27 protein-coding genes and 1 pseudogene are annotated in these 26,728 nt (G+C 74.4%); 15 read left to right on the forward strand and 13 right to left on the reverse strand.

From position 1 onward, the window contains the following. The 4 genes from ABT299_RS46810 to ABT299_RS46825 form a co-directional block, all read right to left on the reverse strand. A partial coding sequence (locus ABT299_RS46810; RefSeq protein WP_500254753.1) for a sensor histidine kinase occupies nucleotides 1-1,099 on the reverse strand: 1,099 nt, incomplete at its 3' end. Between the two features lie 497 nt (nucleotides 1,100-1,596). Beyond that, the gene (locus ABT299_RS46815; RefSeq protein WP_500254754.1) at nucleotides 1,597-2,085 is read right to left on the reverse strand and encodes a hypothetical protein; all 489 of its coding nucleotides are present in this window, start codon (nucleotides 2,083-2,085) and stop codon (nucleotides 1,597-1,599) included. Nucleotides 2,086-2,159: 74 nt separating this feature from the next. Next, nucleotides 2,160-2,432 (reverse strand): twin-arginine translocase TatA/TatE family subunit, encoded by a 273-nt coding sequence (gene tatA / locus ABT299_RS46820; RefSeq protein ID WP_500254755.1) that lies wholly within the window; start codon nucleotides 2,430-2,432, stop codon nucleotides 2,160-2,162. 14 nt (nucleotides 2,433-2,446) lie between these two features. Further along, nucleotides 2,447-3,916 carry a flavin-containing monooxygenase gene (locus tag ABT299_RS46825; RefSeq protein WP_500254756.1) on the reverse strand — a complete coding sequence of 490 codons (1,470 nt, stop codon included), beginning with the start codon at nucleotides 3,914-3,916 and terminating at the stop codon, nucleotides 2,447-2,449. A gap of 107 nt (nucleotides 3,917-4,023) precedes the next feature. Between ABT299_RS46825 and ABT299_RS46830 the strand changes: the two genes are divergently transcribed. The 12 genes and pseudogenes from ABT299_RS46830 to mnhG all read left to right on the forward strand — a co-directional run bounded on the left by ABT299_RS46830 (nucleotide 4,024) and on the right by mnhG (nucleotide 16,381). Next, a complete protein-coding gene (locus ABT299_RS46830; RefSeq protein ID WP_387030902.1) occupies nucleotides 4,024-4,638 on the forward strand; it encodes a TetR/AcrR family transcriptional regulator in 615 nt (204 codons plus the stop codon). A 127-nt stretch (nucleotides 4,639-4,765) separates the two neighbouring features. Then, nucleotides 4,766-6,616 (forward strand): hydroxysqualene dehydroxylase, encoded by a 1,851-nt coding sequence (locus ABT299_RS46835; protein ID WP_500254757.1) that lies wholly within the window; start codon nucleotides 4,766-4,768, stop codon nucleotides 6,614-6,616. Nucleotides 6,617-6,705: 89 nt separating this feature from the next. Further along, complete coding sequence (locus tag ABT299_RS46840; RefSeq protein ID WP_500254758.1) at nucleotides 6,706-7,665, forward strand: hypothetical protein; 960 nt, start codon at nucleotides 6,706-6,708, stop codon at nucleotides 7,663-7,665. Further along, nucleotides 7,662-8,192, forward strand: a pseudogene (locus ABT299_RS46845) (RsbRD N-terminal domain-containing protein); the annotation flags it as partial. The gene ABT299_RS46840 and the pseudogene ABT299_RS46845, both read left to right, overlap by 4 nt. 232 nt (nucleotides 8,193-8,424) lie before the next feature. After that, nucleotides 8,425-8,904 (forward strand): PucR family transcriptional regulator, encoded by a 480-nt coding sequence (locus tag ABT299_RS46850; RefSeq protein WP_500254769.1) that lies wholly within the window; start codon nucleotides 8,425-8,427, stop codon nucleotides 8,902-8,904. Continuing rightward, complete coding sequence (locus tag ABT299_RS46855; protein ID WP_500254770.1) at nucleotides 8,901-10,187, forward strand: oxygenase MpaB family protein; 1,287 nt, start codon at nucleotides 8,901-8,903, stop codon at nucleotides 10,185-10,187. Before ABT299_RS46850 ends, ABT299_RS46855 begins: the two co-directional genes overlap by 4 nt. 124 nt (nucleotides 10,188-10,311) lie before the next feature. Further along, entirely contained in the window at nucleotides 10,312-13,155 is a 2,844-nt protein-coding gene (locus ABT299_RS46860) for a Na+/H+ antiporter subunit A (protein WP_500254759.1), read from the forward strand. Next, the gene (locus ABT299_RS46865; RefSeq protein ID WP_500254760.1) at nucleotides 13,155-13,685 is read left to right on the forward strand and encodes a Na(+)/H(+) antiporter subunit C; all 531 of its coding nucleotides are present in this window, start codon (nucleotides 13,155-13,157) and stop codon (nucleotides 13,683-13,685) included. Before ABT299_RS46860 ends, ABT299_RS46865 begins: the two co-directional genes overlap by 1 nt. Beyond that, nucleotides 13,682-15,199: a Na+/H+ antiporter subunit D gene (locus tag ABT299_RS46870; protein WP_190859124.1), complete on the forward strand. Its 1,518-nt coding sequence runs from the start codon at nucleotides 13,682-13,684 to the stop codon at nucleotides 15,197-15,199. The genes ABT299_RS46865 and ABT299_RS46870 overlap by 4 nt, the downstream gene beginning before the upstream one ends. Beyond that, nucleotides 15,196-15,753, forward strand: coding sequence for a Na+/H+ antiporter subunit E (locus ABT299_RS46875; RefSeq protein ID WP_500254761.1), 558 nt, complete (start codon nucleotides 15,196-15,198; stop codon nucleotides 15,751-15,753). The genes ABT299_RS46870 and ABT299_RS46875 overlap by 4 nt, the downstream gene beginning before the upstream one ends. Further along, complete coding sequence (locus tag ABT299_RS46880; protein ID WP_387030919.1) at nucleotides 15,750-16,043, forward strand: MrpF/PhaF family protein; 294 nt, start codon at nucleotides 15,750-15,752, stop codon at nucleotides 16,041-16,043. The genes ABT299_RS46875 and ABT299_RS46880 overlap by 4 nt, the downstream gene beginning before the upstream one ends. After that, on the forward strand, nucleotides 16,040-16,381 hold the full coding sequence (gene mnhG, locus ABT299_RS46885; protein WP_387030921.1) for a monovalent cation/H(+) antiporter subunit G: 342 nt from the start codon (nucleotides 16,040-16,042) through the stop codon (nucleotides 16,379-16,381). Before ABT299_RS46880 ends, mnhG begins: the two co-directional genes overlap by 4 nt. A 120-nt stretch (nucleotides 16,382-16,501) precedes the next feature. Here the strand turns inward: mnhG and ABT299_RS46890 are convergent, their stop codons facing one another. The 4 genes from ABT299_RS46890 to ABT299_RS46905 all read right to left on the reverse strand — a co-directional run bounded on the left by ABT299_RS46890 (nucleotide 16,502) and on the right by ABT299_RS46905 (nucleotide 19,240). Further along, a complete protein-coding gene (locus tag ABT299_RS46890) occupies nucleotides 16,502-17,185 on the reverse strand; it encodes a TetR/AcrR family transcriptional regulator (protein WP_500254762.1) in 684 nt (227 codons plus the stop codon). 71 nt (nucleotides 17,186-17,256) lie between these two features. After that, nucleotides 17,257-18,090, reverse strand: coding sequence for an SAM-dependent methyltransferase (locus tag ABT299_RS46895; protein WP_500254763.1), 834 nt, complete (start codon nucleotides 18,088-18,090; stop codon nucleotides 17,257-17,259). A gap of 86 nt (nucleotides 18,091-18,176) precedes the next feature. Beyond that, nucleotides 18,177-18,386 (reverse strand): DUF397 domain-containing protein, encoded by a 210-nt coding sequence (locus tag ABT299_RS46900; protein WP_387030933.1) that lies wholly within the window; start codon nucleotides 18,384-18,386, stop codon nucleotides 18,177-18,179. Then, nucleotides 18,383-19,240 (reverse strand): helix-turn-helix domain-containing protein, encoded by an 858-nt coding sequence (locus tag ABT299_RS46905; protein ID WP_190859136.1) that lies wholly within the window; start codon nucleotides 19,238-19,240, stop codon nucleotides 18,383-18,385. The genes ABT299_RS46900 and ABT299_RS46905 overlap by 4 nt, the downstream gene beginning before the upstream one ends. Before the next feature lie 222 nt (nucleotides 19,241-19,462). Here ABT299_RS46905 and ABT299_RS46910 point away from each other — a divergent pair, with 222 nt between their 5' ends. After that, complete coding sequence (locus tag ABT299_RS46910) at nucleotides 19,463-19,888, forward strand: hypothetical protein (RefSeq protein WP_500254764.1); 426 nt, start codon at nucleotides 19,463-19,465, stop codon at nucleotides 19,886-19,888. Nucleotides 19,889-19,952: 64 nt separating this feature from the next. On the opposite strand, the gene ABT299_RS46915 is transcribed toward ABT299_RS46910, so the two are convergent. Both ABT299_RS46915 and ABT299_RS46920 read right to left on the reverse strand, forming a co-directional pair. Further along, nucleotides 19,953-20,600: a nitroreductase family protein gene (locus ABT299_RS46915; protein WP_190859142.1), complete on the reverse strand. Its 648-nt coding sequence runs from the start codon at nucleotides 20,598-20,600 to the stop codon at nucleotides 19,953-19,955. Further along, a complete protein-coding gene (locus tag ABT299_RS46920) occupies nucleotides 20,597-21,340 on the reverse strand; it encodes a FadR/GntR family transcriptional regulator (protein ID WP_500254765.1) in 744 nt (247 codons plus the stop codon). Before ABT299_RS46920 ends, ABT299_RS46915 begins: the two co-directional genes overlap by 4 nt. A 171-nt stretch (nucleotides 21,341-21,511) precedes the next feature. Here ABT299_RS46920 and ABT299_RS46925 point away from each other — a divergent pair, with 171 nt between their 5' ends. Continuing rightward, nucleotides 21,512-22,930, forward strand: a complete 1,419-nt coding sequence (locus ABT299_RS46925) for a GntP family permease (protein WP_500254766.1) — start codon at nucleotides 21,512-21,514, stop codon at nucleotides 22,928-22,930. A gap of 41 nt (nucleotides 22,931-22,971) precedes the next feature. Here the strand turns inward: ABT299_RS46925 and ABT299_RS46930 are convergent, their stop codons facing one another. Continuing rightward, nucleotides 22,972-24,393 carry a sensor histidine kinase gene (locus tag ABT299_RS46930; protein WP_500254767.1) on the reverse strand — a complete coding sequence of 474 codons (1,422 nt, stop codon included), beginning with the start codon at nucleotides 24,391-24,393 and terminating at the stop codon, nucleotides 22,972-22,974. A 34-nt stretch (nucleotides 24,394-24,427) separates the two neighbouring features. Continuing rightward, nucleotides 24,428-25,105: a response regulator transcription factor gene (locus ABT299_RS46935; protein ID WP_387030942.1), complete on the reverse strand. Its 678-nt coding sequence runs from the start codon at nucleotides 25,103-25,105 to the stop codon at nucleotides 24,428-24,430. Nucleotides 25,106-25,219: 114 nt separating this feature from the next. On the opposite strand from ABT299_RS46935, the gene ABT299_RS46940 reads away from it, so the two are divergent. Beyond that, on the forward strand, nucleotides 25,220-25,876 hold the full coding sequence (locus ABT299_RS46940; protein ID WP_500254768.1) for a PepSY domain-containing protein: 657 nt from the start codon (nucleotides 25,220-25,222) through the stop codon (nucleotides 25,874-25,876). Nucleotides 25,877-25,955: 79 nt separating this feature from the next. Here the strand turns inward: ABT299_RS46940 and ABT299_RS46945 are convergent, their stop codons facing one another. Further along, entirely contained in the window at nucleotides 25,956-26,723 is a 768-nt protein-coding gene (locus ABT299_RS46945; RefSeq protein ID WP_500254771.1) for an SDR family oxidoreductase, read from the reverse strand. Nucleotides 26,724-26,728: the final 5 nt, after the last annotated feature.

Here is a 26,728-nt window from a genome sequence, read left to right on the forward strand (position 1 = left end):
TGAGCGTGGTGTCGTTGACGACGGGGCGCAGGCTCGCCCGCTCCCGGCGCGGCAGGCCGCCGAGGTCGGGCTCGCCGCCCGCCTCGCGGAAGGCCGCCGGGCGCTCCGCCGGAGACGCCGCCGCGGACCTGGGACGTTCCACGGCCGCCCGACGCTGCACGGCCGCCGGCCGTTCCGCGGGCCCCGGACGCCCCACGGCCGCCGGTCGCTCCGCGGCTGCGCCCGCCGGGCGCTCCCCGCGGCGCGCCATCGCCAGATGCGCCATCGCCGGGGGCATCTCGCCGGTCCCGACCGTGTGCGGCTCGTCCTGCGGGATCTCGCAGAGCAGCGACGGCGGGATCGTCACCATCGCGACCGTGCCGCCGGTCCGCCCGGCGAGCCGCACGCCGATGCCGTGCCGGCGGGCCAGCCGGTGCACCACGGGGAAGCCCGTCTGCCGCGACGTCTCGTCCGTCATCGGCGGCACCGGCCCGGCCAGCGCCTTGTTCAGGCCCTCCAGCTGCGAGGGCGACATGCCGATGCCGGAGTCCTCGATGCGGAGCATCACGGCGCCGTCGGCGAGCAGGTGCGCGCTCACGGTCACCCGCGAGGGCGAGTAGCGGGTCGCGTTGTCCAGCAGCGCCGCGACCAGGGACGCCAGGTCCTCCGCCGCGTACGCGGGGACCGCGAGCTCCACCACGCGCAGGATCGAGACGTGCCGGTACTGCTCGATGGACGACTCGGCCATCCGGACCACGTCCAGCAGCGACGTGTCGGCCCCGGACGCCTCCTCGGCGTCCCGGCCGGCGAGGACCCGCAGGTCGCGCGCGGCCCGCCGCATGCGCGTCACGCCGTGGTCGATCTCGTAGAGGGCCTCGAGCCGGTCAGGGTCCTCCTCCTGGCGTTCCAGCAGGTCCATGGCAGGACGCATCTTCTCCGCGAGTACGAGGAATTGCAGGCAGAACCGTTCGCACAACTCCGGCCACACGTCCGGGTCGGCCGTTCCGGCGGGCATCGGGACCGGCACAGACGGCCGCTGCTGCTGCGGCTGCGCGGCCATCGGGGCCTGCGGCTGTGCGGCCGGCGGCACCTGCGGCTGCGGCTGCGTGGGCCGCTGCACCTGCGACTGCGGCTGCGTGGGCCGTTGCGGTTGCGGTTGCGGCGGCCGCTGCGGTTGCGGTCGGGGTTGCGCGGGCCTCTGCAGTTGCGCGTGCGGTTGCGGCGGCGCGGCCATCGGCCCCTGCGAGGGCGCCATCGGCCCCGGATACGGCGGCGGTACGGCCTGCGGGGGCGGGGCGGCCTGCCGGGTGCGCTTCGGCCACCTCACCGGCGCGCTCCCTGAGCCGCCGCCGGAAGGTGCGCGCCGCAGGTCATCCGGCGTTTCGTCAAAGCAGCCTTCTTCACCTAAGCCTCAGCACCGGGCGACACGGCAGCGGACCGCGCACGCTCGGAACACCGGCCGGCGGCCCCCTGCCGGGAGGGGCACCCGGGAAAGAGTGGCATACGGACAGTCGCCGATCAATGCGTTCCAGTTATATACCCCTTATAGCCGCCAAAAGCCTCTATTAGATGTTTGTCGCTATTGCCGGGAATTTCCGATCGTGTCGCGGCGGTCGATCACCCGGCGCAGCGCGCCCAGGCCGCGCGCTCATCACCGACGGCCCCGCCTACACCGCCGCGTGGACGTTGCTCGCCGTGGTCAGCGCCGTCACCGTGCGCCGTCACCCGGGCGCAGGCGCATAGCCAGGCGTCCGGGCCGCCGGGCTCGACGGACCGTCCCGCCACCCGCGCGCGGATCCGCGGCCACCACGCGCGGTCGAGTTCGCGCTCGAAGGCCGCGGTGTCCTCGGCGGCGAGGATGTACCCGACCGGCCGCGACGCCCCGCCCTCGTCCCGCGCGAGCACCCAGGCGAGGTCGGGCGCGTGGGCCAGATACGGCCCGGCGAACACGTCGCCGAGCAGCCGCGGATCGTCCACCAGGCCGGTCGCGTCGCCGCCGAGGGCGGCGGTCCGCAGGCAGATGCCGTAGATCCGGCTGACCTCCTCGGGGTCGTCCGCGCGAGCCGGGCGGACGGGCAGCGGCGCGGTGCGCGAACCGGCGGTCATCGCGGGCCTCCCAGTACCGGAGCGGGCGGCGCTCGCAGGCTAACACGAAAACCGATCATTGATCGCTTTTTGCCTCAGATGTCCCGGGTCGGCTGTGCTTCGCGTTCCAGGCGGGCGGCCTCCTGGCGGAGGAGGGCGGCCTGCTCGCGGGGGCCGGGCGGGAGCTGGGCCGGCGGGGCGGGCGCGGGCTGCGGGGCGTCGTCCTCGTAGAGGCCCTTGGTCTCGGTCTTGAGGATGCGGGCCGAGCGGCCGAGAGAGCGGGCCAGTTGCGGGAGCTTCGCCGAGCCGAACAGGAGCAGGACGACGGCGAGGATGATGAGGATCTCGGTGGTGCCGAGGCCGGCCATGGGGCGTCCTTCCGTCAGTGTTCGAGGTGGTAGTCGGACGGGTCGAGGCGGCGGGTGCGGCGGCGGTAGCCGGTCATGGACCCGGGCCAGTTGTTGGTGTTGCGGTGCTCGGCGTCGAGGTACCAGCTGTCGCAGCCGCCCTGGTTCCAGACGGACGTGGCGAGCCGGCGCTGCGCGTCGGCGTCGGAGGCGTCGAGGACGTCGGCGCGGACCTCCAGGGAGGTGACGCCGCCGGCGAGGAGGCGGGCGGCCTGGACGATGTAGGCGGCCTGGCTCTCGAGCATGTGGACGATGGAGCCGGAGCCGACGTTGGTGTTCGGCCCGTACATGAGGAAGAAGTTGGGGAAACCGGTGACGGCGAGGCCGAGGTGGGCGCGGGCGCCGTCCTTCCAGGCGGCGTTGAGCTCCTGGCCGTGCAGGCCGATGACGCGCATGGGGGCGACGAAGTCCTGGGAGCGGAAGCCGGTGGCCCAGATGATGGTGTCGGCGCGGTGCCGGCGGCCCTCCCGGGTGCGGACGCCGTCGGCGACGACCTCGGTGATCGGCTCGTCGACGACGTGGACGTTCGGCCGGTTGAGGGTCTCGTAGTACTCGCTGGAGGTGAGGATGCGCTTGCAGCCGGGCTCGTAGCGGGGCGTCAGCCGGTCGCGCAGCCGGGGGTCGCGGACCGAGCGGAGCGCGAACCGGCACAGGGCGCGGATGTGCAGGGACAGGGCGCGGCGGCCGCGCGGGGCGATCAGGGCGGGGTTGAGCAGGAGCTCGAACCACAGGAAGATGCCGAGCCGGGACAGCTTCTGCACGGCGGGGACGCGCCGGTTGAGGGCGTGCCGCCAGCGCGGGTAGACGCGGTCGGGCTTGCGGCTGATCCAGTGCGTCTCGAGCTGGAAGACGGTGAGGTCGGCGGCGGCGGGCGCGATGAGCGGGACGAACTGGATGGCGCTGGCACCGTTGCCGACGACGGCGACGCGCTCGCCTTCGAGGTCGTGGCGGTGGTCCCAGCGGGCCGAGTGGAAGACCGTGCCGGTGAAGGCGTCGAGGCCGGGCAGCCTCGGGACGGCGGGGTTGCTGAGCTGGCCGCAGGCGGCGACGAGGAGGTCGAAGTCGTGGAAGGCGCCGTCGCGGGTGTGGACGCGCCACCGGCCCGCCGCGGGCTGGTACTCGGCCTGTGTGATCTCGGTGCCGAACCGGAAGTGCGGCATGAGCCCGTACTTGCGGGCGCAGTGCCGGAGGTAGCCGAGGATCTCGGGCTGCTCGGCGAACCGGCGCGTCCAGTCGGGCTTGGGCTCGAAGGAGTAGGAGTACAGGTGGGACGGGGCGTCGCAGGCGGCGCCGGGGTAGGTGTTGTCGCGCCAGACGCCGCCGAGGCCGGCGGCCTTCTCGAAGATCGTGATGTCGGTGAAGCCGGCGCGGCGCAGGCCGATGGCGAGGCCGATCCCGCTGAACCCGCTTCCCACGATGGCGATCGACGGTCGTGTGCCCGGCATGCGCGGCTCCCTGCTGTCGCGGCGTCCGGCGGCCCGCCGCCGTCGCCCCGGATTTACCGACACTTGTGTCGGTTAGAGTGAACGCAACCGACGAGGGAGTCAAGACCATGGCGGAATCCGCCCCGAAATCGCGCATGCGCGGACCGGCCCGCAGGGCGCTCATCACCGAGGCGGCGCTGAAGCTCTTCGCGGGCCGCGGCTACCACGCGGTGTCGCTGGGCGACATCGCCGCGGAGGCCGGGGTGGCGCGGACGGTGATGTACGACCACTTCCCGTCCAAGCGGGTGCTGCTGCTCGCGGTCATGCAGGAGCAGAACGCGGCGCTGGTGGAGCACGTCGGCGCCCGCATCACCGGGTCGGGGCCGCCCGAGGACCGGATGCGCTCGACCATCGACGCCTACTTCAGCTTCGCGCAGACCAAGCCGCAGGCCCGCAAGCTGCTGTTCGACCGGACGGACGAGGACGACCCGGAGATCCAGACCGTCCGGCAGGGCATCCGGGAGTCGCGCACGCACGCGGTGGCGGCGCTGCTCGGCAACGACATGCGCGAGACGGTCGGGATCGACCCGGGCGAGCCGATCGCCGAGGCGATGGTGGAGCTCATCATCACCGGGCTCGACGGGGTGGCGCAGTGGTGGGAGCGGCACCCGGACATGCCGAGGTCGCTGCTGGTCGAGGGCGCGATGCGACTGCTGTGGACGGGGCTGGGCCACGCGGACTGACCGGCCGATCGGGCGAGGAGAAGCCGCCGCGGGGGTTGACGACCCCGCGGCGGCTTCCGCATAGTGGGGCCCCATCACGTAACCGACACAAGTGTCGGTTAGCACACCACCCCCCAAGGAGTGCGCCGTGGAGGACACGACTCCATCGCAGACCGGGCCGTCCCGCGACGAGCGGCGGAACGAGGGCGTCGGCCGCCGCCAGTTCGTCACCGGGGCCCTCGCCGCGGCGGGCGCGGTCGCCGCCGCCGGCGTCCTCGGCACCGGCCGCGCGCAGGCCGCGGCCCCCGCCGCGAGACGCGCGGCCCGCACCGGGCGCGCCGCCCCGTCCGGCCGCCGCGTCGCGATCTTCGGTGGCGGGATGGGCGGGCTGTCCACCGCCCACGAGCTCGCCGAGCGCGGGTTCGACGTCACGATCTACGAGCGGAAGGCGTGGGGCGGCAAGTGCCGCAGCATGCCCGTCCCGAACACCGGGAGCGGAGGGCGCCAGGACCTGCCGGCCGAGCACGGGTTCCGGTTCTTCCCCGGCTTCTACCAGAACCTCCCCGACACCATGAGCCGGATCCCGCTGCCCGGCGGCGGCAAGGCGCTCGACAACCTCGTCGCCGGAACCGAGGTCGCCGCGTTCTACGGCGGCACCAAGATGGTGCTGCCCGCCCGCGGCAGCATCGAGGGCACGCTCAGCCCGGACTCGCTGCTGGCGTTCCTGTCCACCGCCCTCAACGTCGCCGGCAAGGTCCAGGTGTGGGAGGTCGGCTACTTCCTGCAGAAGATGATCGCGTTCGTCACCAGCGGCCCGCTGCGCAGGTACAACCAGTGGGAGAACATGAGCTTCTCGGACATGGTCCACGCCGAGAAGATGGACAAGCCCTACAACGAACTGCTGGTGCAGATGTTCACCGGCACCCTCGTCGCCGCCAAACCGACCAAGGCCAACGCGCACACCATGGGCCTGATGGCCGAGGCCTGGGTCTACAGCACCCTCGGCCTCGGCGGCTACAAGGCCCCCGACCGGCTGCTCAACGCCCCCACCAACGAGGCGCTCATCGACCCGTGGGTCGCCTACCTCAAGTCGCTCGGCGTCAAGTTCCAGTCCGACGCGACCCTCACCCGGCTCGACGTCACCGACAAGCGGATCAGCGGCGCGCAGATCACCGGCAGCGCCGGCACCGCCAACGTCGACGCCGACCACTACGTCCTCGCCGTTCCGGTCGAGCGCGCGGTCCCGCTGCTCAACGACCAGATCCTGGCCGCCGACCCGAACCTGAAGAACCTGGCGCAGATCACCACCGACTGGATGAACGGGATCATGATCTACCTGCGCCGGCCGATCGACCTGGCCAAGGGGCACGTCGCCTACGCCGGGCAGCCGTGGGCGCTCACCTCCATCAGCCAGGGCCAGTTCTGGAAGAAGAAGTTCGGCACGACCTACGGCAACGGCGAGGTCAACGACTGCCTGTCGATCGACCTGTCGTCCTGGGACACCCAGGGCGTCCTCTACGGCAAGACCGCCCGCGAGTGCACGTCCGACCAGATCTTCAACGAGGTCAAGGAGCAGCTGCGCCGCGCGATCCCGTGGGGGCCGGTCGTGCTCAACGACGCCGACATCCACTCCTACTACATCGACCCCGCCATCACCGGCAACGGCACCCCGCAGGTCGCCAACGACGAGCCGCTGATGATCAACAAGCCGGGCTCGTGGAACCACCGGCCCGAGGCCGCCACCGCGCTGCCGAACCTGTTCCTCGCCTCCGACTACGTCCGCGCCGACATCAACCTCGCCACGATGGAGGGCGCGAACACCGCCGGCCGCAAGGCCGCCAACGCGATCCTGGACGCCTCCGGCGTCGGCGGCACGCCCGCCAAGATCTTCAACCTGTACCTGCCCAACGAGTTCCAGGGCTTCTACGACGACGATGACCGGCGCTACAAGGCCGGCCAGCCGAACGCCTTCGACCTCTACGACCCGGCCAAGCCGTAGCGCCCGGGCCGTGAACCCCGAGGTCCACCGGATCCCCACCCCCTGAGCCGCCGACCGGCCGGGCCGCGGGCGGCACGGAAGGCTCTGCCATGCAAGCGCAGTACCAGGCCCTCGCCGTCCTCTCCACCGGCATCTACTTCACCGGCCTCACCCTCCTCAAGATCGCGGCCTCCGGCATGCCCCCGCTCGCCGGAGACCGCCCCGTCCACCTCGCCCGCACGCTGCTCACCGACCGGACCTGGCTCGCCGGCGCCACCGTCGTCGCGGTGGGCGCCTGCGTCCAGGCCGCGTCGCTGACCGGCCTCACCCTGGTCCGGGCGCAGCCGATGTTCCTCGCGGGGATCGGCCTGCTGATCGTGCTGGCCGTCCCGGTCATGGGCGAGCGGCTCACGCTCCGCGAATGGGGCTGCGCGGCGGTCCTCGCCGCCGCGACCGCGCTGTTCGCGGACGCGTCGGACGGCGCACCGCGCATCACGTCGCCGGAGGCGGCCGACCGGGCGACCGTGCTCACCTCGGCCGCCAAGGCGCCCGGCGCCGGGGCGGGCGCGGCCGTCCCGCCATGGCTGCTCGGGTCCGTCGCGGCGCTGTCGCTGCTGGTCCCGTGCGCCGCGTTCCTCACCGCCGACCTCGCCCGCAAGGGCGCGCACACCCGCCCGCTGACCGGCGTCGCGCTCGCGATCGACGTGGGGCTGCTCACCGGCACCGCCGAGCTGATGCTGAAGGGCGCCGCCGCGCGGCTCGGGCACCCGTTCACCCCGGTCGCCGCCTACCCGGCCCTGTTCGCCGTCACCGCGCCGCTCGCCCTCGGCCAGCTCCAGATCGCCCTCCAGCGCTGCCGGCTGGTGGTCGTCGGGCTGGTCGCCACCGCGACCGCCAAGACGTACCTGCTGCTCACCGGCACCCTGCTCTTCCGGGAGCCGTGGCCGGACGGCGCGTCCACCGAGCTCGCGGTGGCGCTGGCGCTGTCGGTGCTGGCGATCACCGCCGTCCCCCACCACGAGCGCCGCCCGTCCCCCGCCCGGCTGCACCGCGCGCCGACCGCCCGATGACCGCGCCCGCGACCTCGCCGCACCGCGTCCCGCCCGCCCGCGTCCCGGACGCGCGGACGCTCTGGCGCCTGCACCGCACGATCCCGGACATCGCGGAGCAGGCCGCCGCCGCGGCCCGCGGAAGGGTCCTCGCCTACGAGTGGGGCGAGGAGCCCGGCGATCCCGACCCGCTGTACGCGGCCATCGCCGCGGCGCTCGGCGGCTTCCTCGACCCGCACCGCGATCCGGGCGAGCCGGCGCCCGCCGTCCTCGACGCGTTCCGGCGGCTCGGCGAGGCGGAGGCGTGCGCCGGACGCTCCCCGGAGGACCTGCGGGCCGCGCTGTCCGCCGCCACCGGCGTGGTCGCCGGGCGGCTGGCCGAGCAGGCGCTCCGGGTCGGCGCCGGGGTCACGCCGCGGCTCGGCGGAACGCTCGTCCGGCTCGGCCTGACCTGCGCCGACCGGGTGCAGCAGGCGGCCGCGGACGGGCACCGGTCCGCCGGCGCCCGCCGCGCCGGAGCCGCCGGGCCGGAGCACCGCCGCCTCGCCGACCTGGTCCTCACCCCCGGCTGCGACCCGGGCGGGCTGCGGGACGCCGCCGCCCGCGCGGGCTGGACGCTCCCCCGGACGGTCGCCGCGATCGCGGTCGACGCCCGCCGCCGCCCCACCGCACCGCCGAGGTTCCTGCCGCCGGACGTGCTGTCCGGGCTGCACCGCGACGTCCCCTGCCTGGTCTTCCCCGACCCGGCCGGGCCCGGCCGCCGCGCCGTGCTGGGAGGCGATGCTCGGCGACCACCCCGCCGTCGTCGGCCCGCCCGTCGAGGTCCGCCGGGCCGCGCTGTCGCTGCGGCTGGCCCGGCGCGGGCTGGAGCTGCTGCCGCCCGGCGTGCTCGACGGCGGCGCCCCGGTGCACGTCGGCGAGCACGTCCCCACGCTGCTGCTCGTCCAGGACCCGGAGCTGACGCGGCGCCTCGCCGAGCGCAGGCTCGCACCGCTGCGGCGGGTCCGTCCCGCGCAGCGGCCGCGGATGGTGGAGACGCTGCTCGCCTACTTCGAGTGCGGCTTCAACGGCAGCAGCACCGCCGCGCGGCTGCACGCGCACCCGCAGACCGTCCGGAACCGGATCCGGACGGTGGAACCGCTGTTCGGCCCCGACCTGTACGACCCCGCGCACGCCCTGGAGTACCTCATGGCGCTGCACGCCTGGCGGCTGCTGCCGGACGTCGCGTCCGGCGGCCCCACGACCGAGAGGACGACATGACCGAGGATCGCCTGCCGCACCCGGGATGGATGACCCGGCGCCCGTGGACGCTGACGCTGCGGCTGCTCGCCCCGGGCGACATCCGGGCGACGCCGGCGCAGCTCGCGGCGTTCCGCTCGTACGCCGAGGCGGGCGACCCGCTCGCCGACGCGGTGGCGGAGATGTTCTCCCGGCTGCCCGGCGGCACCGGCCGCCGCCTGTTCGAGCAGGCCCTCCGGCACGGCATCGGCACGCTGGACGATCCGCCGCCCGAGCTGGTGGAGTTCTTCGCGGCGGTCGACCCCGTCCCGTACTGGCTGGACCCCGGCCTGGTCCGGCGCGGCGCCGGGGTGATCGGCCGCACCGGGCTGCTCGGGCTCGCCGTGGTGATGCCGTGCGCGTCGCTGTACGGCGGCTACCTCGCGTCCCGCGCGAACAAGACCCTGCTGCGGACCGGGGAGCTCGACGCGATGGCGCCCCGGCGGCTGGCGGAGACCGCGAGCTGGTGGGTGGACGTCACCACGCCGGGCGGGCTCGGGCGCTTCGACGCCGGCTTCACGCAGACGCTGCGGGTCCGGGTCATGCACGCGCAGGTCCGCGCCGCGATGGCGCGGCGCGCGGACTGGGACTCGGATGCTTGGGACGCCCCGATCAACCAGGTGCAGCTGACCGGCACGCTGCTGCTGTTCTCGCTGGTCATGCTGCTCGGCTCGCGCGCGCTCGGGCTGCGGTTCTCCGCCGCCGACCGGGCAGCGGCACTCCACCTGTGGCGGTACGTCGGGCACCTGATGGGCGTCCATCCGGACCTGCTCCCGGCGAACGAGGCGGACGCGTGGCGGCTGCTCTGGCTGGAGTCCGCCACCGAGTTCAGGCCGGACGGCGATTCGCGGCGGCTCGGCCGCGCGCTGATGGACGCCGCCGCGCCGCTGCTGCTCCCGCCCGCTCTGAAGGACTCGGCCACCGCGCGGCGCGTCCTGACGAACTACCTGTTCTCCTACAGCCGCATCGTCCTCGGCGGGCGCAACGCCGACCATCTCGGCGCCCCCGACAGCCGTCCCTACCGGGCCGCCGTGCTCGGCACCGCCGCCGGCGTCTTCGCTGTGGAGACCGTCCGGCGGCTTGTCCCGGGCGCGACGCGGCTCAGCGAGCGGGCAGGACAGCGCCGCCGCACCGCCCTGATCCGGAGGATGGTCGCCGAGCAGCGCGCCGACCGCTCGTACGGCCGCCACGACGCGCTCCGCTCCCCCGCCAACGGCCGGGCGCTCGACGCCGGAACCGCCTGGCACGGCGGCACGTGCGGGTAAAGCAATCGTGTCCGCGGGCCGGAGAGCGTGGCGGCGCCTTCCCGGAGCACTAGTGTGACGGTCCAGCACGATCCGATCACCATGCGTGATCGCCGGTTCGCCGTCCACCTTTGCTGGGGCCTCATTGCTGCTGTTGCTCGCCGCGTACTGCGCGGCCGCGGCGGCGGCGCCGGTGCTCGTGCGGGCCCTCGGGCGGGGCGCGTTCCCGCCGCTGGCGGCGGTGCTCGCCGCGGCCGCCGGATGGGCGGTGTGGCCGTGGCTGCGCGGCGGCGCGCCGCGCACCGAGTCGTGGTCGTGGATCCCCGGCCTCGGCCTCCACCTGTACCTGCGCTCCGACCCGCTGACCTGGATGATGATGGTCATCGTCGGCGGCGTCGGCGCGCTGATCGTGCTGTACTGCGGCCGCTACTTCACCGGCGCCGAGCCGAAGCTCGGCGCGTTCGCCGGGGAGCTGGTCGGGTTCGGCGCCGCGATGCTCGGGCTGGTCCTGGCCGACGACCTCGTCCTGCTGTACGTGTTCTGGGAGCTGACGACCGTCCTGTCGTACCTGCTCATCGGGTACGACGCGGAGCGCGGCATCGCGCGGCGCGCGGCGACGCAGGCGATCGTCATCACCACCTTCGGCGGGCTGGCGATGCTGGTCGGGCTCCTCCTGCTCGGGCAGGCGGCGGGCACCGACCGGCTGTCGGCGATCGTCGCGGCGCCGCCCGGCGGGGGCACCGCGGCGGCGGCGGTCGTGCTGATCCTCGTCGGCGCGCTGTCGAAGTCCGCGCTCGTCCCGTTCGGGCTCTGGCTGCCCGGGGCGATGGCCGCGCCGACGCCGGTCAGCGCGTTCCTGCACGCCGCCGCGATGGTGAAGGCGGGCGTGTACCTGGTGGCGCGGCTCGCGCCCGCGTTCGCCGGGACGGCCGGGTGGCGGCCGATCGTGGTGGGCTGCGGGATCGCGACGATGCTGCTGGCCGGGTGGCGGGCGCTGCGCGAGCACGACCTGAAGCTGCTGCTCGCCTACGGGACGGTCAGCCAGCTCGGGTTCATGGTCGTGCTGGTCGGCGCCGGGAACCGGGTCGCGGCGCTGGCGGGGTTCACGGTGCTGCTCGCGCACGCCCTGTTCAAGTCCGCGCTGTTCCTCGCGGTCGGGGTCGTCGACCACTCGACCGGGACGCGCGACCTGCGGAAGCTGTCCGGGCTCGGGCGCGAGACGCCGGTGCTGTCCGGGGCGGCGATCGCGGCGGCGGCGTCGATGGCGGGCGTCCCGGCGACCCTCGGGTTCGCCGGGAAGGAGGCCGCGTACGAGGCGTTCCTCGGCGGTGGCACCGGACTGCTCGTCCTGCTCGCGGTGGGGTCCGCGCTGACCGCCGCGTACAGCCTGCGGTTCCTGTGGGGCGCGTTCGCGCGCAAGGAGGGCGTCGCGCCGCGCGAAGTGCACCGTCCCGGGGTGCTGCTGCTCGCGCCGGTGGTGCTGCTCGCGGCGGCGGGCGTCGTCGTCGGGCTGCTCGCCGGGCAGCTGAACGCGCCGATCGAGCGGGAGGCCGCGCCGTTCCCGGCGACGCGGCACGGCGGCTACCACCTGTCGGCCTGGCACGGGTTCGGCGTTCCGCTGCTGCTCACCGCGGTCTCGCTGGTGGCCGGCGTCGCGCTGTTCGCGCTCGGACGGCGCGTCGCGCGCGTCCCGCAGTTCTTCGAGCCCGAGCAGGTCTACCTGCGGTTCATGCACGGGCTCAGCACGTTCGCGCTCCAGCTCACCGGGACCGTGCAGCGCGGGTCGCTGCCCGACTACCTGCTGATCATCCTGCTCGCCGCGGTCGGCCTGGCGGGCGGCGCCGTCGTGACGGGCCTGCCGTGGCCGGAGCCGCTCGGCGACCGGATCTGGGACTCCCCCGCGCAGGCGCTCGTCGCGCTGCTCACCGTCATCGCGGCGGCCGCGGCGATCCGGGCCCGCGACCGGGGCCAGACGGTCGTGCTGTCCGGCGCGTCCGGGTTCGGGGTCGCCACGCTGTTCGTCCTGCAGGGCGCGCCCGACCTGGCGCTCACCCAGTTCCTCGTCGAGACCGCGAGCCTGATCGTCTTCGTGCTGGTGCTGCGGCGGCTGCCCGCCCGGTTCTCGACGCGCTCCCCCGCGCAGCGCACCGTCCACCTGCTGGTCGGCGCGCTGGCCGGGCTCACCGCGACCGCCGTCACGCTGCTCGCGGCGCGGGCCCGCCACGCCGTGCCCGTCTCCGCCGCCTACCCCGGCGCGGCCCGGGAGGCCGGCGGCGGCAACATCGTCGCGGTCACGCTCGTCGACCTGCGCGCCTGGGACACCCTCGGCGAGAGCGTCGTCATCGCCCTCGCCGCCCTCGGCGTGACCAGCATGGTGTTCGCGCGGCGGCCGCTGTCGGCGCCGCCCCCTCCCGGCCCCGGCACCAGCGTGTGGGGCGTCGAGGAGATCACCGCGCTGGACGAGGCACCGCCCGCGGGATGGCTCGCGGCCGGGTCCACGCTCGCCGCCGAACGGCGCTCCATCGTGTTCGAGGTCGTCGCCCAGGCCATCTTCCACACCGTGCTGCTGTACTCGCTGTTCCTGCTGTTCACCGCGCACTCCGCGCCCGGCGGCGGGTTCGCGGGCGGCATCGTCGCGGGGCTCGCCCTCGCCGTCCGCTACCTCGCGGGCGGCCCGTTCGAGCTGTGGGAGGCGGCTCCCGTCCCGGCGGGCGCGCTGCTCGGCACCGGCGCGATCATCGTGTCCGGGACCGCGCTCGGCGGCCTGGCCTGGGGGCACGCGGTGCTGGAGAGCGCGTCCGCGGACGCGCACCTGCCGCTGCTCGGCCACGTCCACCTCGTCACGTCGCTGCTGTTCGAGATCGGCGTCTACCTGATCGTCATCGGGCTCGTCCTCACCGTGCTGACCGTGCTCGGCGCCGAGATCGACCGGCAGACCGAGGCCGACCGGCGCCGCGGGGCGGGCCGCACCGGCGAGGGGGCCGGCTGATGAACCCCTCCCTGGTGCTCGCCGCGACCGGCGGGACGCTCGTCGCCGCCGGCGTCGTGCTGCTGCTGGAGCGCAGCCTGTCCCGGCTGGTCGTCGGGGTGCTGGTGCTCAGCAACGGGGTGAACCTGCTGATCCTCACCGCGGGCGGCCCGGCCGGCGCCGCGCCGATCCTCACCGGACGCGGCCCGCGCGGCGGCCCGCGCCGCGCGCTCAGCGACCCGCTGCCGCAGGCGCTGATCCTCACCGCGATCGTGATCTCGCTGGCGTCGGCGGCGTTCGTGCTGGCCATCGCCTACCGCAGCGGGCGGCTCAGCGGCGACGACGACGTCCGCGACGACATCGAGGACCTGCGGGTCCGCCGGGAGAGCGAGGACGACGTCGGGCTGCGCGCCGAGCGCGAGCGGCGCGCCGTCGCCGACCCGTCCGAGCTCGGCGCCCGCGAGGAGCCCGACAGCGACTTCCCCGGCGGCGTCCCCCGCGACGGCCGCCGCGAGCGCCGGCCGAGGCGGCAGGGGCGGGACGGCCGGTGAACGCGCTCGTCCCGCTGCCGGTGCTGCTGCCCGTCCTGGCCGCCGGCGTCAAGATCCTCATCGGGCCGCGGCGCCCGGTGCTGAAACGCGCGATCAGCATCGTCGCGCTCGCCGCGGTGCTCGGCGTCGCGGTCGCGCTGCTGGTCCGCGCCGACCGGTACGGCCCGCAGGTCGTGCGGCTCGGCGGCTGGCCCGCGCCGGTCGGCATCACGCTGGTCGCGGACCGGCTGTCGGCGGTGATGCTCGCCGTGTCGTCCGCCGTCACCCTCTGCGTGATGGTCTACGCGTTCGGGCAGGACGTCGCCGAACGCGACCGGGACACGCCGCTGTCGGTGTTCCACCCGACCTACCTGCTGCTGACCGCCGGGGTCTGCGACGCGTTCCTCGCCGGCGACCTGTTCAACCTGTTCGTCGGGTTCGAGATGATGCTGATGGCCAGCTACGTGCTGGTGACGCTCGGCGGCACCATGGCCCGCGTCCGCGCCGGGACGACCTACATCGTCGTCGCGCTGCTGTCGTCGATGCTGTTCCTCGTCGCCATCGCCGTGCTGTACGCCGCGACGGGCACCGTCAACATGGCGCAGCTGTCGTGGCGGATCGCCGAACTGCCCGGCCCGGTCGCCCGGATCGCCGAGGTGACGCTGCTGACCGCGTTCGCGGTGAAGGCGGCGGTGTTCCCGCTGTCGATGTGGCTGCCCGACTCCTACCCGTCCGCGCCGACCCCGGTCAGCGCCGTGTTCGCCGGCCTGCTCACCAAGATCGGCGTGTACGGGGTGATCCGGGCCGAGACGCTGCTGTTCCCGGGCGGCCACCTGCGCCGGGTGCTGCTGGTCGCGGCGCTGCTGAGCATGCTCGTCGGGGTGCTGGGCGCGATGGTGCAGATCGACGTGCGGCGGCTGCTGTCGTTCACGCTGGTCAGCCATATCGGCTACATGATCTTCGGGGTGGCGCTGGACTCGGCGGCGGGGCTCGCCGCGACCGTCTTCTACGTCCTGCACCACATCACGATCCAGACCACGCTGTTCCTGGTCGCCGGGCTCATCGACCGGCGCGGCGGCGCGACGTCGCTGGCCCGGCTCGGCGGGCTCGCGCGCACCGCGCCGCTGGTCGGCGTGCTGTTCTTCGTCCCCGCGATGAACCTCGGCGGCATCCCGCCCCTGTCGGGGTTCCTCGGCAAGCTCGGGCTGCTGCGGGCGGGCCTCGCGCAGGGCGGGCCGCTGGTGGACGTCCTCGTCGCGGGCGCCGTGGTGACGAGCCTGCTCACCCTGTACTCGCTGGTGAAGGTGTGGAACCAGGCGTTCTGGAGCGCCCCGCCGGACGACCTCCCGCAGGGCGCGCGCGCTGCACGGCTGCCCGCCGCGATGGTCGCCGGGAGCGCCGCGCTGGTCGTCCTCAGCCTCGCCTACACCGCGGCGGGCGGCCCGCTGTACGCGCTGTGCGAGCGCGCCGCCGCCGAACTGCTGAACCCGCAGACCTACACGCGGGCCGTGTTCCCGTCGGGAGGCGCCACTTGAGGGAGTTCACCATCCGGATCGGACGCCGCCGCGAGCTCCGGCTGCCCGCGGTCGTCTGGCTGACGCTCGTGTGGGTGCTGCTGTGGGACCGGCCGACCGTCGGGAACCTGGTGTCCGGGCTGGTCCTCGCGGTGCTGCTGCAACTGGCGTTCCCGCTCCCGCCGGTCGGCCCGCAGCTGCGGCTCAGGCCCGTCGGGCTCATCGTGTTCGTGCTGCGCGCCGCCGCCGACCTGCTGCACAGCGCCGGGCCGCTGGCCTGGCAGGCGGCGGGCGGGCGCGGCCGGGCCAAGCGCAACTCGGTCATCGCGGTCCCGCTGCGCACCCGCTCCGACCTGATCCTCACCATCATGGCGATCTCGCTGTCCGCGACGCCCGGCACGCTGGTGCTGGACGTCCGGCACTCCGACGCGACGCTGTTCCTGCACGTCCTCGGCGCCGACGACGACGCGGCCGTGGAGAAGGCCCGGCGGGACGTGCAGGCGCTCGAACGCCGGACCGTCCGGGCCTTCGGCACCCGCGACGACCTGCGCGCCCTCGCGGAGGACGGGGCATGACGGCCGTGCTCGTCGCGGTGGCGGCGGTGCTGTTCCTCGCCGCCGCGTGCACGCTCGTCCGGATCGTCCGCGGCCCGTCGATGCTCGACCGCGCCATGGCGCTGGACGTCCTGCTCGCCGTGATCATGGCGGGGCTGGGCGCGTCCGCGGTCGCCGACGGCGACACCTGGGTGCTGCCGACGCTGCTGGCCCTGTCGCTGGTCGCCTTCGTCGGCTCGGTCGCGGTCGCCCGGTTCCTCACCCACCGCGCACCCGCCCCGGACGACCCGGACCGGGGGGCGGACGCGTGAGGACGGCGTTCACGGCGGCGTTCCTGCTGCTCGGCGCGGGCGCCTCGCTCAGCGCAGGGCTCGGCCTGCTGCGGCTGCCCGACCTGTTCACCCGGATGCACGCCGCGACGAAGTCGCAGGCCGTCGGGCTGCTGCTGGTGCTGGCCGGCGTCGGCGTCCGGTTCCCGACCATCGAGGTGCTCACCTCGCTGGTGCTGGTCGCGCTGCTGCAGATCATCACCGTCCCGGTCGCGGCGCACCTGGTCGGGCGCGCCGCCTACCGCACCGGCCACGTCGACCGCGACCTGCTGCACACCGACGAGCTGGCGCGCGCCCTCGGATCGCCCGGCGACGGCTGAGCCCGCGCACTCGGCGTGCTCCTCGCCCTGTCGGTGCCGCGCGGCGTCCACAGCGATGCCGGGCGGCCCGACCTGGCGGAGTCCCGCCGCTGAACCTCCGTCCTGACGGCGCGGCCGCCGTCAGGACGAGGCGTCCGGGACCGGGCGCTGCCCGAACGCCCCGGCCTCCCAGAGCGTGCGGACGTTCCGGACGAGCGGCGGGCCGACCGCGCGCAGCGCTTCCAGGTCGTTGTCGGCGACCGCGTTCGTCACCAGCGTGCTGGTCGCGGCGACGATCATCCGGCAGGTGAAGCGGCCCGCCTCGTCGCGCGCGCCCAGCATGTCGGCGAGCACATCGGTGATCATGTTCTGCAGGTCCGCCCGCCGCCGGATCGCCTCGGGCCCGGCGGCGTACACCTCGATCAGGAACAGCCGGGTGTAGGGCAGCTCGATGGCGAGCGCCTCCAGGTAGGCGGTGAAGCCCTGCTCGAAACGGTCCATCGGACCGCCCGCCGCGCCGTCCGCCGCGGGACGGCCGTCCTCGCCCGCGCCGATCATCTCCAGCAGGTGCTGCACCAGCAGGTCCCGCGCGACGTCGAAGGCGGCCATGAAGCAGTCGAGCTTGCTGTCGAACACCTGGTAGAAGCTCTGCCGCGACACCCCGGACCGCTGGAGCACGTCCGCCACCGAGGTGGCGACGTACCCCTTCTCCGCCATCACCTCGGCCATCGCGGCGCACAGCCGCGACCGCTGGATGCGTTCCACTTCCTCGGGGGACAGCGCCGAGCGCCCTCTGGGCAGCCGGCGCGGCGATGAGTCCGACACGCTGTTCACCTTATGTCCACCCGGCCCTGACGTGCTCGTACACCGGCACGGACGGTCCGGGGACGGGCGGGTCAGGGCTTGCGGGCGACGCCGGCGGGGATCCAGGTGTGCGACGGGTCGACCTCGGCGGGGTTCTTGCTGCCCCAGACGTCGACATAGGACAGCCCGGGCGGGGCGTCCTCGTGCGGCGGGAGGTACTCCCAGCCGTCGAAGAACCGGTCGATCTCCTCGAACGTGCGGAAGTTCAGCCGGGCGGTGACGTTCCGGTAGACCTCGTTGAACCGCTCGATCTTGTCGGCGCGCTGCCCGTCGGCCGTGACGTGCGACAGCGCGAGGTAGCTCCCGGACGGCACCGCGTCGAGGTAGCGGCGCAGCAGCGACCACGGGTCCCGCTCGGGGTCCACGAAGTGCCAGATGGCGACGTGCAGGTAGCCGACGGGCCGGGAGAAGTCGATGAGCCGCCGCACCTCGGGGTCGGCGAGGACGGAGTCGGGGTCGGCGATGTCGGCGTCGACGTAGACGACGTTCTTCTCACCGCCGCGGCGCAGCATGTCCCGCGACATGTCCAGGACGACGGGGTCGTTGTCGACGTAGACGACGTGCGCCTCCGGATGGACGACCTGGACGACCTCGTGGGTGTTCCAGGCCGTCGGGATGCCGGAGCCGAGGTCGATGAACTGGTCGACGCCGGCCCGCGCCATGACGGCCGCCGCGCGCTGCAGGAATATGCGGTTGGCCTGCGCCATGTAGTGCAGTTCCGGGACCTTCTCCTGGAGTTTCCGGGCGGCCTCCTCGTCCGCGGGGGTGTGGTGCCGGCCGTTGAGGAAGTAGTCGTAAATGCGCCCAGCCGAAGCGACACCCGGGCCGCTTTTCAAAGCGCCCTTGGGGTGGGGGTAGGTGTCCATCGTCTTCCTTGGGAAGGGGTCGGGGAAAAGGGGAGAAGGGCGGCCCGGCGGGGGTTCGCCGGGGCCCTTCGTCCGCCTTCATTCGCTCACAGGTCGAAACGGCCCGCCTTCACCCGCGCGGCGAATGCGCGCCATGCCTCGCTGCCGAACACCAGCGTTCCGCCGTCGCGGTCCTTGGTGTCGCGGACTCCGACGACCCGGTCGCCGCCGCCGACCTCCACGCAGGCGTCCTGCGCGGCATTCGACCGCGACGATTTCCGCCACGTTCCGGGGGTGATCAGATCATGATTCCTCATTGCGGGGCTATCCCTTCCATCATCTTCTCGAGGAATTCGGTCGTCTGTTTCGGGGTCAGCGCCTTCGCCTGGAGCCAGGCCCAGACCTGCTCGTAGCGGGCGACGGCGGCGCCGGTCTCGACCCGGCTGCGCCCGGTCACCGAGCCCTCGACGAAGATCCCCGCGCTGATGACATCCGAGTCGAAGTCGAACGCCATGAAGGAGCCGAGCGCCGGGTGCGGGCCGGCGCTGAACGGCATCACCTGGATGGTCACGGCGGGCGGCGGCACCAGCAGGCGGGCGATCTGCGCGCGGCGCAGCGCCGGGCCGCCGGGCATCCGCGCCAGCGCGGTCTCGTCGATCATGAAGACGGCCTCGCGGACGGTGCCGCCGAACACCTCCGCTTGCCGTCCCATCCGCAGCTCGACGCCGGAGTCGACGCGGGTGGGCGAGACGCTGGGGTCGACGGCCTGGATGACCTGCCGGGCGTACTCGGGCGTCTGCAAGAGTCCCGGAATCGCGGTCAGGTCCCACGCGCGAATTCGGACGGCCGCCATCTCCATGCCGAGCAGTTCGGCGGTGGCGTCGGGCCAGTCGCCGCTGCCGTTCCACCACCCCGGCCGGCTCGCCCGTTCACGCAATTCCTCTAGTTCGTCCCGTTTGTCGGGCGGAACTCCGTAATGCGTGCAGAGCCCGCGCAGGACGAGAACACTGGGGGTGACCTCGGCGTTCTCCCACCGTCTCACGGTCTGCGGATGCACCCCGAGATCACGGGCGATGGACGCCACCGACTCGCCGGACGCCTTGCGCGCATCGGCGAGGGCGTTGCCGAGCAGCCATCCCGACAGCACCGGCCCGTCGTCACCGGGAGTCATCCTCCGTGTCTACACCGCCCCATCACACCATGCAACCCGCATAATGCAGCTTTTGCGCCGGGTGATCATTACGCATTGCCGACGATCATCCCGTGATCCGCGTCATGTAAATTGACATGAAGCGCTTGACACGCCACCGCCCGCGGAGGACCGTCTTGCGCAGGGAGTCAGCGTCGCCCGACCTGGCTGTCAGACACCGCCACCGCTCCCGGGAGCCCCGCCATGACGATCTCCGCCATCGCCGAGCCCCCGTATCCGGACACCGCCGCGCCCGGCGGGCGCGCGGACGCCCTCGGCGAGGCGGAGGACTGCGCGCGCCGCCTCATGTCCCGCCTTCACGCCCTCGGCCTGAGCACCTCGGGACCGTGGGGGAACGGCTCCTCGCCGATGGCGGTCTCGGCGCAGTGCGTGCAGGTCGAGCCGTACGTCGGGCGCACCGTCTGGCTGCTGCCGCCCCCCGGCGGGCCGTCCGGCGAACCCGCGCCCGGGGACGCCCTCTACTGGCACTGGCAGCGGCCCCGCCGCGACCGCGCGGGCCGTCCGGTCGCCCGCTGGTTCCAGCCGTTCTGCCCGGCCGCCGACCCCGAGAAGGCCGCCACCGCGATCTCCGAGGCGATCTTCGCCGACCTCCGCAGGCGCGGCCGCTGACCGGGGACGGGGCTCCCGGCGAGCCGAGGGGGATCGCCGGTGCCCGCCCCGCGGTGGTGTCCGATCACCACTCGTCGACGTGCAGGACCTCGTCCAGCGGGACGCGCGGCGCGGGCCGGAACGTCTCGCCCGTGTAGTACGCGGTGGGGACGAGCGCGCCCTGCCGCACGTCGGCCGGCAGCCCGAGGACGTCCGCGACCTCCTGCTCGTACGCCAGGTGCAGCGTCGTCCACGCGGTGCCGAGGCCCCGCGCCCGCGCCGCGAGCGCGTAGTTCCACACGGCCGGGAGCAGCGACCCCCACAGCCCGGCCTGGTTCCCGTCCGGCAGCTTCCCGCCGTGCAGCCGCAGGCACGGGATCACCAGCACCGGCACGTCCCCCATGCGTTCGGCCAGGTAGGAGGCGCTGTCACCGACGCGGCGCTGCACCTCGGCGCGGTCCGGGTCGTCGGCGTACTGCCCGGCGGACGTGCCGCCCGCCGCGGCGTACGCGGCGAACGAGCGCCGGTAGTACTCGCCGATCGCCTTCCGCTTCTCGGTGTCGGTGACGACGATCCAGTGCCAGCCCTGCCGGTTGCTGCCGCTCGGCGCCTGGACGGCGATCTCCAGGCACTCGCGGACGAGGTCCATCGGCACGGGACGGGCCAGGTCGAGGCGCTTGCGCACGGTACGGGTGGTGGTCAGCAGTTCGTCCGGGCTCAGCGGAAGAGTCATGATCCCAGTATCGACGGCGGGGCCGCCGGGCCGGCGTCGGAGGGGTCGAGCATGGCGCGCGTCGCCTCGTCGACGATGTCGCGCATCGCGCGCTCGGCGGCCGCGGCGTCGCCCGCCTGGACGGCCTGGGCCACCTCGGCGTGCCAGCGGATCGCGGCCGGCTCCGGGCGCGCGGGCATCAGGTGGTGGTGGGTGCGGCCCGCGAGGACCGCGGCGACGACCCCGCTGAGCGCGCCCATCATCTCGTTGCCCGACGCCTGCAGCAGCGTCCGGTGGAACTGGACGTCCGCCTCCAGGTAGGCCTCCAGGTCGCCGGACTTGCCGTGCACCGCCATCTGCATGACGGCGCCGGTCAGCGTGCCGCACTGGGTGGGCGTCGCGCGCAGCGCCGCGAGGTGGGCCGCGACCGGTTCCAGCCCGCGCCGCAGCTCGCCGAGCTCGCGGAGCTGCTCGTCGCGGCCGGGGCCCTCCAGGCGCCAGCCGATGATCTGCGGGTCGAACAGGTTCCAGCAGCCGCGGGGCGCGACCGTGATACCGACGCGGCGCCGGCTGGTCACCATCCCCATCGACTCCAGCACCCGGATCGCCTCGCGGACCACGGAGCGGGAGACCCCGAACCGGGCCTCCAGCTGCTCGATCCGCAGCACCTCGCCCGCCGGGACGTCCCCCGAGGTGATCTGCACGCCGAGCCGGTCGACGACGCTGCCGTGCAACCCGGCGGCCGGGCTGTCTCGCACCATGGCGTCAATCATCACACGATTGCGTCGATGCAGGCACACCCCGATGTCAAAGGTATGTTTTTTCGACGTGACCTCTTGATAACGGCTGGTTAATGAGGTGCACTCGGCGCAGGTGGCGCCCCCCCCGCCCCCGGGATCTCCCCAGCCCCGCCACCGAGGAGGATGACCGCAATGCACTCGATCGTGCTCGCCGCGGCGCCGCACGCGTCCAGCGGGCGGCTCGTGCCCGCGGCGCTCGCCGGCATCGCGCTGATCGTCGTACTGATCACCTGGCTGAAGGTGCACCCGTTCCTGAGCCTCACCCTCGGCTCGCTGCTGGTCGGGGCCATCGCGGGACTGCCGATGGCCGACACCGTGAAGAGCTTCGGCAAGGGCTTCGGCGACACCGCGTCCGGCGTGGGCGCGCTGATCGCGCTCGGCGCGATGTTCGGCAAGCTGCTCGCCGACTCCGGCGGCGCCGACCAGATCGTCGACACCATCGTCGGACGGTCCGGGCGGCGCGCGCTGCCCTGGGCGATGGCGCTGGTCGGCGCGCTCATCGGGCTGCCGATGTTCTTCGAGATCGGCCTCGTGCTGCTGATGCCGGTGATCTACCTGGTGGCGCGCCGCTCCGGGCAGTCGATCATCGCGGTCGGCATCCCGGCGCTGGCCGGGCTGTCGGCGATGCACGGGCTCGTCCCGCCGCACCCGGGGCCGCTCGTCGCGATCGACGCGCTGCACGCCGACCTCGGCGTCACGCTGGGCCTCGGCGTGCTCGTCGCCGTGCCGACCGTCGCGCTCGCCGGGCCGCTGCTCGCCCGGTTCGCCGCGCGCTGGGTGGACGTCCGGCCGCCCGAGCTGTTCACCACCGGCGACACGGCCGGCGGCAAGGACGCCGACGAGAGGGACGGCGGCGGGAAGGACGGCGCGGAGCAGGGCCGGCGCCGCCCCTCGTTCGCGCTCACCCTGGCGACCGTGCTGCTGCCGGTCGTGCTGATGCTGCTCAAGGCGTTCGCCGACATCGTGCTCGACGAGGGCACCGAGCCCTACACCGTCCTCGACAACCTCGGCACGCCGCTGATCGCGCTGCTCATCGCGGTGGTCGTCGCGATGTTCACGCTCGGCCGCGGCTCCGGGATGGACCGCCGGACGATCACCGCGACGCTGGAGCGGTCGCTGCCGCCGATCGCGGGCGTGCTGCTGATCGTCGCGGCGGGCGGCGGCTTCAAGCAGACGCTCGTCGACACCGGCATCGGCAAGACCATCGCGGACTGGGTGGACGGCAGCGGGGTGTCCGTGCTCGTCCTCGGCTGGCTCGTCGCCGTGCTGATCCGGCTCGCGACCGGGTCGGCGACCGTCGCGACCGTCACCGCGTCCGGCATCCTCGCCCCGCTCGTCACCGGGCTGAGCACCGGCGACACCTCGCTGCTGGTGCTCGCCGTCGGCAGCGGCTCGCTGTTCTTCTCGCACGTCAACGACGCCGGGTTCTGGCTGGTCAAGGAGTACTTCGGGCTGAGCGTCGGGCAGACGATCAAGTCGTGGTCGCTGATGGAGACGGTGATCTCGGTCTGCGGCCTGGTGTTCGTCCTCGCGCTGAACATCGTCGTCTAGCCGGAGCGGCGCGCCGGCCGGACACGGTCAGCCGGACACGGTCAGCCGGCCGCGGGCAGCCACAGCTCGAACGCCGCGCCGCCGCCGGGGACGGCGCCCGCGGTCAGGTCGCCGCCGTGCGCGCGGGCGACGCCCCGGGCGATGGCGAGGCCGAGGCCCGCGCCGCCCTCGTCGCGGGCGCGCGCGTCGTCGAGCCGGACGAACCGCTCGAAGATCCGCTCCCGGTCGGCGGGCGGGACGCCGGGGCCGTCGTCGGTCACCCGCAGCGCCACCCGCCCGCCGCCCGCGGACAGCGCGGCGCCGACCGACGACGCCGCGTGCCGCTGCGCGTTGTCCAGCAGGTTGACCAGCACCCGTTCGAGCTGCGCGGCGCTGCCGAGCACCTCGAACGCGCCGGTCCCCGTCACCTCGACGGGGACCCGGTCGGTCGCGGCGCGGTGCGCCACCTCCTCGCGGACCAGCGCCCCGAGGTCGACCCGGTCGTGGCGGGGCCGCTCCCCCGCGTCCAGCCGGGCGAGGAGCAGCAGCCCGGCGGCCAGGTCCTGGAGCCGGACGACGTCCTGGACCGCGCCGCCCACGTCCAGCAGGTGGGGGTGCGCGGCGGCGACCTCCAGCTGCGTGCGCAGCGACGCGAGGGGGCTGCGCAGCTCGTGCGAGGCGTCCGCGACGAACCGGCGCTGCCGCTCCACCGACCGCTCCAGCGCGCCGAGCGTCTGGTTGGTCGTCTCCGCCAGCCCCGCCACCTCGTCGCGCGACCCCGGCACCGGCACCCGCCGCGCGAGGTCGCCGGCCGAGGTGATCGCCGCCATCTCCGCCCGGATCGCCTCCACCGGACGCAGTGCCCGCCGCGTCACCAGCCACGTCACCGCCCCGACCACGAGCAGCAGGAGCGGCAGCCCCAGCAGCATCGCGCGGGTCACCGAACCGACGGCCTGCGTGGCGAGCCGCGCCCCCGCGTGCACGACGACGGTCCCGCCCGACGGCGCGGTCGCCGCGACCGCCGCGAACCGGTAGTCGGCCGTGTCGTGGCCGACGGTCGCGCGGCCACCGCCGTAGTCGACGTCCGTGGAGACCTCGCCGCGCCCCGGCCGCTCACCGCGGCCGCCGTGGTCGTCGTGGCCGCCGTCATCGTCCCCGCCCGTGGACGTCGCGGACGGCGCCGCGTTCGGCGCCACGGACGACGACCCGGTGCCGCTGATCGCGTCCAGGTCCTTGGAGACCGCGACGACCCGGCCGTGCTCGTCCACGACCTGCACCGGATGGTCCTCGGAGTCGGGCAGGTCGAGCCGGGCGACCGGCGTCCCCACCGCGACCTGCGCCGCGACCTCCCGCGCGATGATCTCCGCCTGGAGGTCGGACTGCCGGGTCAGGCTGCCCCGCAGCGTGAGCAGCACGGTCAGCCCGGCCGCGACCAGCGCGACCGCGACGACCGCCGTCGCGGCCAGCGCCGCCCGCGAGCGCACGGACGCGAACGGCCGCCTCCTCCCGCGCGGCACGTCAGCCGCCGTCGGTGCTCAGCCGGTAGCCCGCGCCCCGCACCGTCGTGATCGACCGCCGGCCGAACGGCGCGTCCAGCTTGCGGCGCAGCGCGCTGACGTAGACCTCGACGATGTTGGGGTCGCCGTCGTAGGCGAAGTCCCACACGTTCTCGATGATCTCCGTCTTCGGCACCACCCGGCCCGCGTTGACGGCCAGGTGCTCCAGCACGGCGAACTCCTTCGCGGTCAGCTCGACCTCCGCCTCGCCGCGCCGGACCGTCCGGGACGCGGGGTCCACCCGCAGGTCGCCGAGCACGATCTCGGGGGCGCCGCCGCGCGTCCGGCGGCGCAGCAGCGCGCGGATCCGGGCCAGCAGCACCACGTAGGAGAACGGCTTGGTCAGGTAGTCGTCGGCGCCGGTGTCCAGGCCCTCCGCCTCGTCGTACTCGCCGTCCTTGGCGGTCAGCATCAGGATCGGCACCTCGGACCCGGCGGCGCGCAGCTCGGCGCAGACCCGGTAGCCGTTCAGGCCGGGCAGCATGATGTCCAGGACGACCAGGTCGTAGTCGCCCTCGGCCGCCCGGTGCAGCCCGGTGACGCCGTCGTGCGCGACGTCCACGGTGAACCCCTCGGCCGCCAGCCCGCCGGCCAGGGACCGGGCGAGCCGCCGCTCGTCCTCGACCACCAGCAGCTTCATGCCCCCAGCCTGCCAGAACGCGGCTGAAGTGATCTTCAGGAAGCTTCAGCGTCCCTTCAGGCCCGCTCCCGCAGGGTGGTGGACGTCCGCAAGACCGATCCGACGGGGAGAACGATGAAGCCCGACCTGCGCAAGTTCCTGACCGGCCGGCGCCTGCTGGTCACCGGCGTCGCCGCCGCGGCCGTGGCCGCCGGGACGGCCGGCACCGCCCTGGCCGCCGGCCACGGCGACGGTGACGGCGACCGTCCGGCGAAGGCCCCCGCCGTCACCGCCGACCAGGCGATGGCGGCGGCGCTCAAGGCGGCGCCCGGCACCGTCGGCGAGGCCGACCTCGACGACGGCGCCTGGGAGATCGAGGTCCTGGCCGCCGACGGCACGTGGCACGAGGTCAGGGTCGGCACCGCGAACGCGAAGGTGACCGCCGACCGGGCCGACCGCGGCTCCGGCTCCGACGCCGCCGAGGCGCAGGGCCTGAAGAACGCCAAGGTCACCGCGCAGCAGGCCGCCGCGACCGCGCTGAAGACCGTCCCCGGCGCCGTCACCTCCGTGGAGCTGGAGAACGAGGGCGCGAAGCCCGCCTGGGAGGTCGAGATCACCGGACAGGACGGCGCCCGGCACGAGCTGCTCGTCGACGGCGCCGGCGGCACCGTCACCCAGAACGAGGCCGAGCACGACGACCACGGCAAGAAGGAGGACGACGGCAAGCACGCCGACGGGAAGCACGAGGACGGCAAGCACGACGATCACGGCGGCCAGGGCGACGACGACTGATCCCGCCCGCACTGCCCATCACCAGGCCCGCAAGGGGGCGCCGCGCACCGCGCGCGGCGCCCTCGGCGCCCTCGGCGTCTCAGAGCATGATCTTGCCGCCGGCGATGTCCAGGGTCAGGCCGGTGAGCCAGGACGACTGCGCCGAGGCGAGGAACAGGGCGGCGGACGCGACGTCGCCGGTCTCGCCCATGCGGCCGAGCGGGTGGGCGGCGGCGACGAGGTCCTGCACCTCCGGCGGCATGTGCCGCTCGGTGCGCTCGGTCCGGATCGCGGCGGGCGCGACGCAGTTGACGCGGACGCCCTGCTCGCCGACCTCGGCGGCGACGTGCCTGGTCAGCGCCTGGACGCCGGCCTTCGCCGCCTCGTAGGCGACCGGCGCGCCCCACGGGTTGCCCATCTCGCGGCCGCCGGCGCTCGGCAGGTTCGACGGCATCCGCCCGGCCGAGGACGACATCGTGACGATCGAGCCGGCGCCGCGCTCCTGCATGCCGGGCAGGAAGCTCTTCAGGGTGAGGAACGTCGCGGTGAGGTTGCCGTCGACGACCGAGTGCCATTCCTCCTCCGTCATGGCGGCGGTCGGGCCGGGGCGGGCGATGCCGCCGCCGGCGAAGGCGCAGAGCACGTCGGCGGGCCCGAGGTCCGCCTCGACGCGGCGGCGCGCGTCCTCGACGGCGGCGAGGTCCGTCACGTCGGCGACGACGCCGATGCCGCCGGTCTCCTTGGCGACCCCGTCGAGGGGGGGCCCCGGGCCGGGGCGCCCCCCCCGCCCCCCCCCCGCGGGCCCCCCCGCCGGCGGGGCCGGGGGGGGGCGCGGCGCCCCCCCCCCCCCGGGGGGGGCGCGCCGCACCCGGT

The organism is Spirillospora sp. NPDC000708, assembly GCF_040299565.1.
Taxonomy (GTDB): domain Bacteria; phylum Actinomycetota; class Actinomycetes; order Streptosporangiales; family Streptosporangiaceae; genus Spirillospora.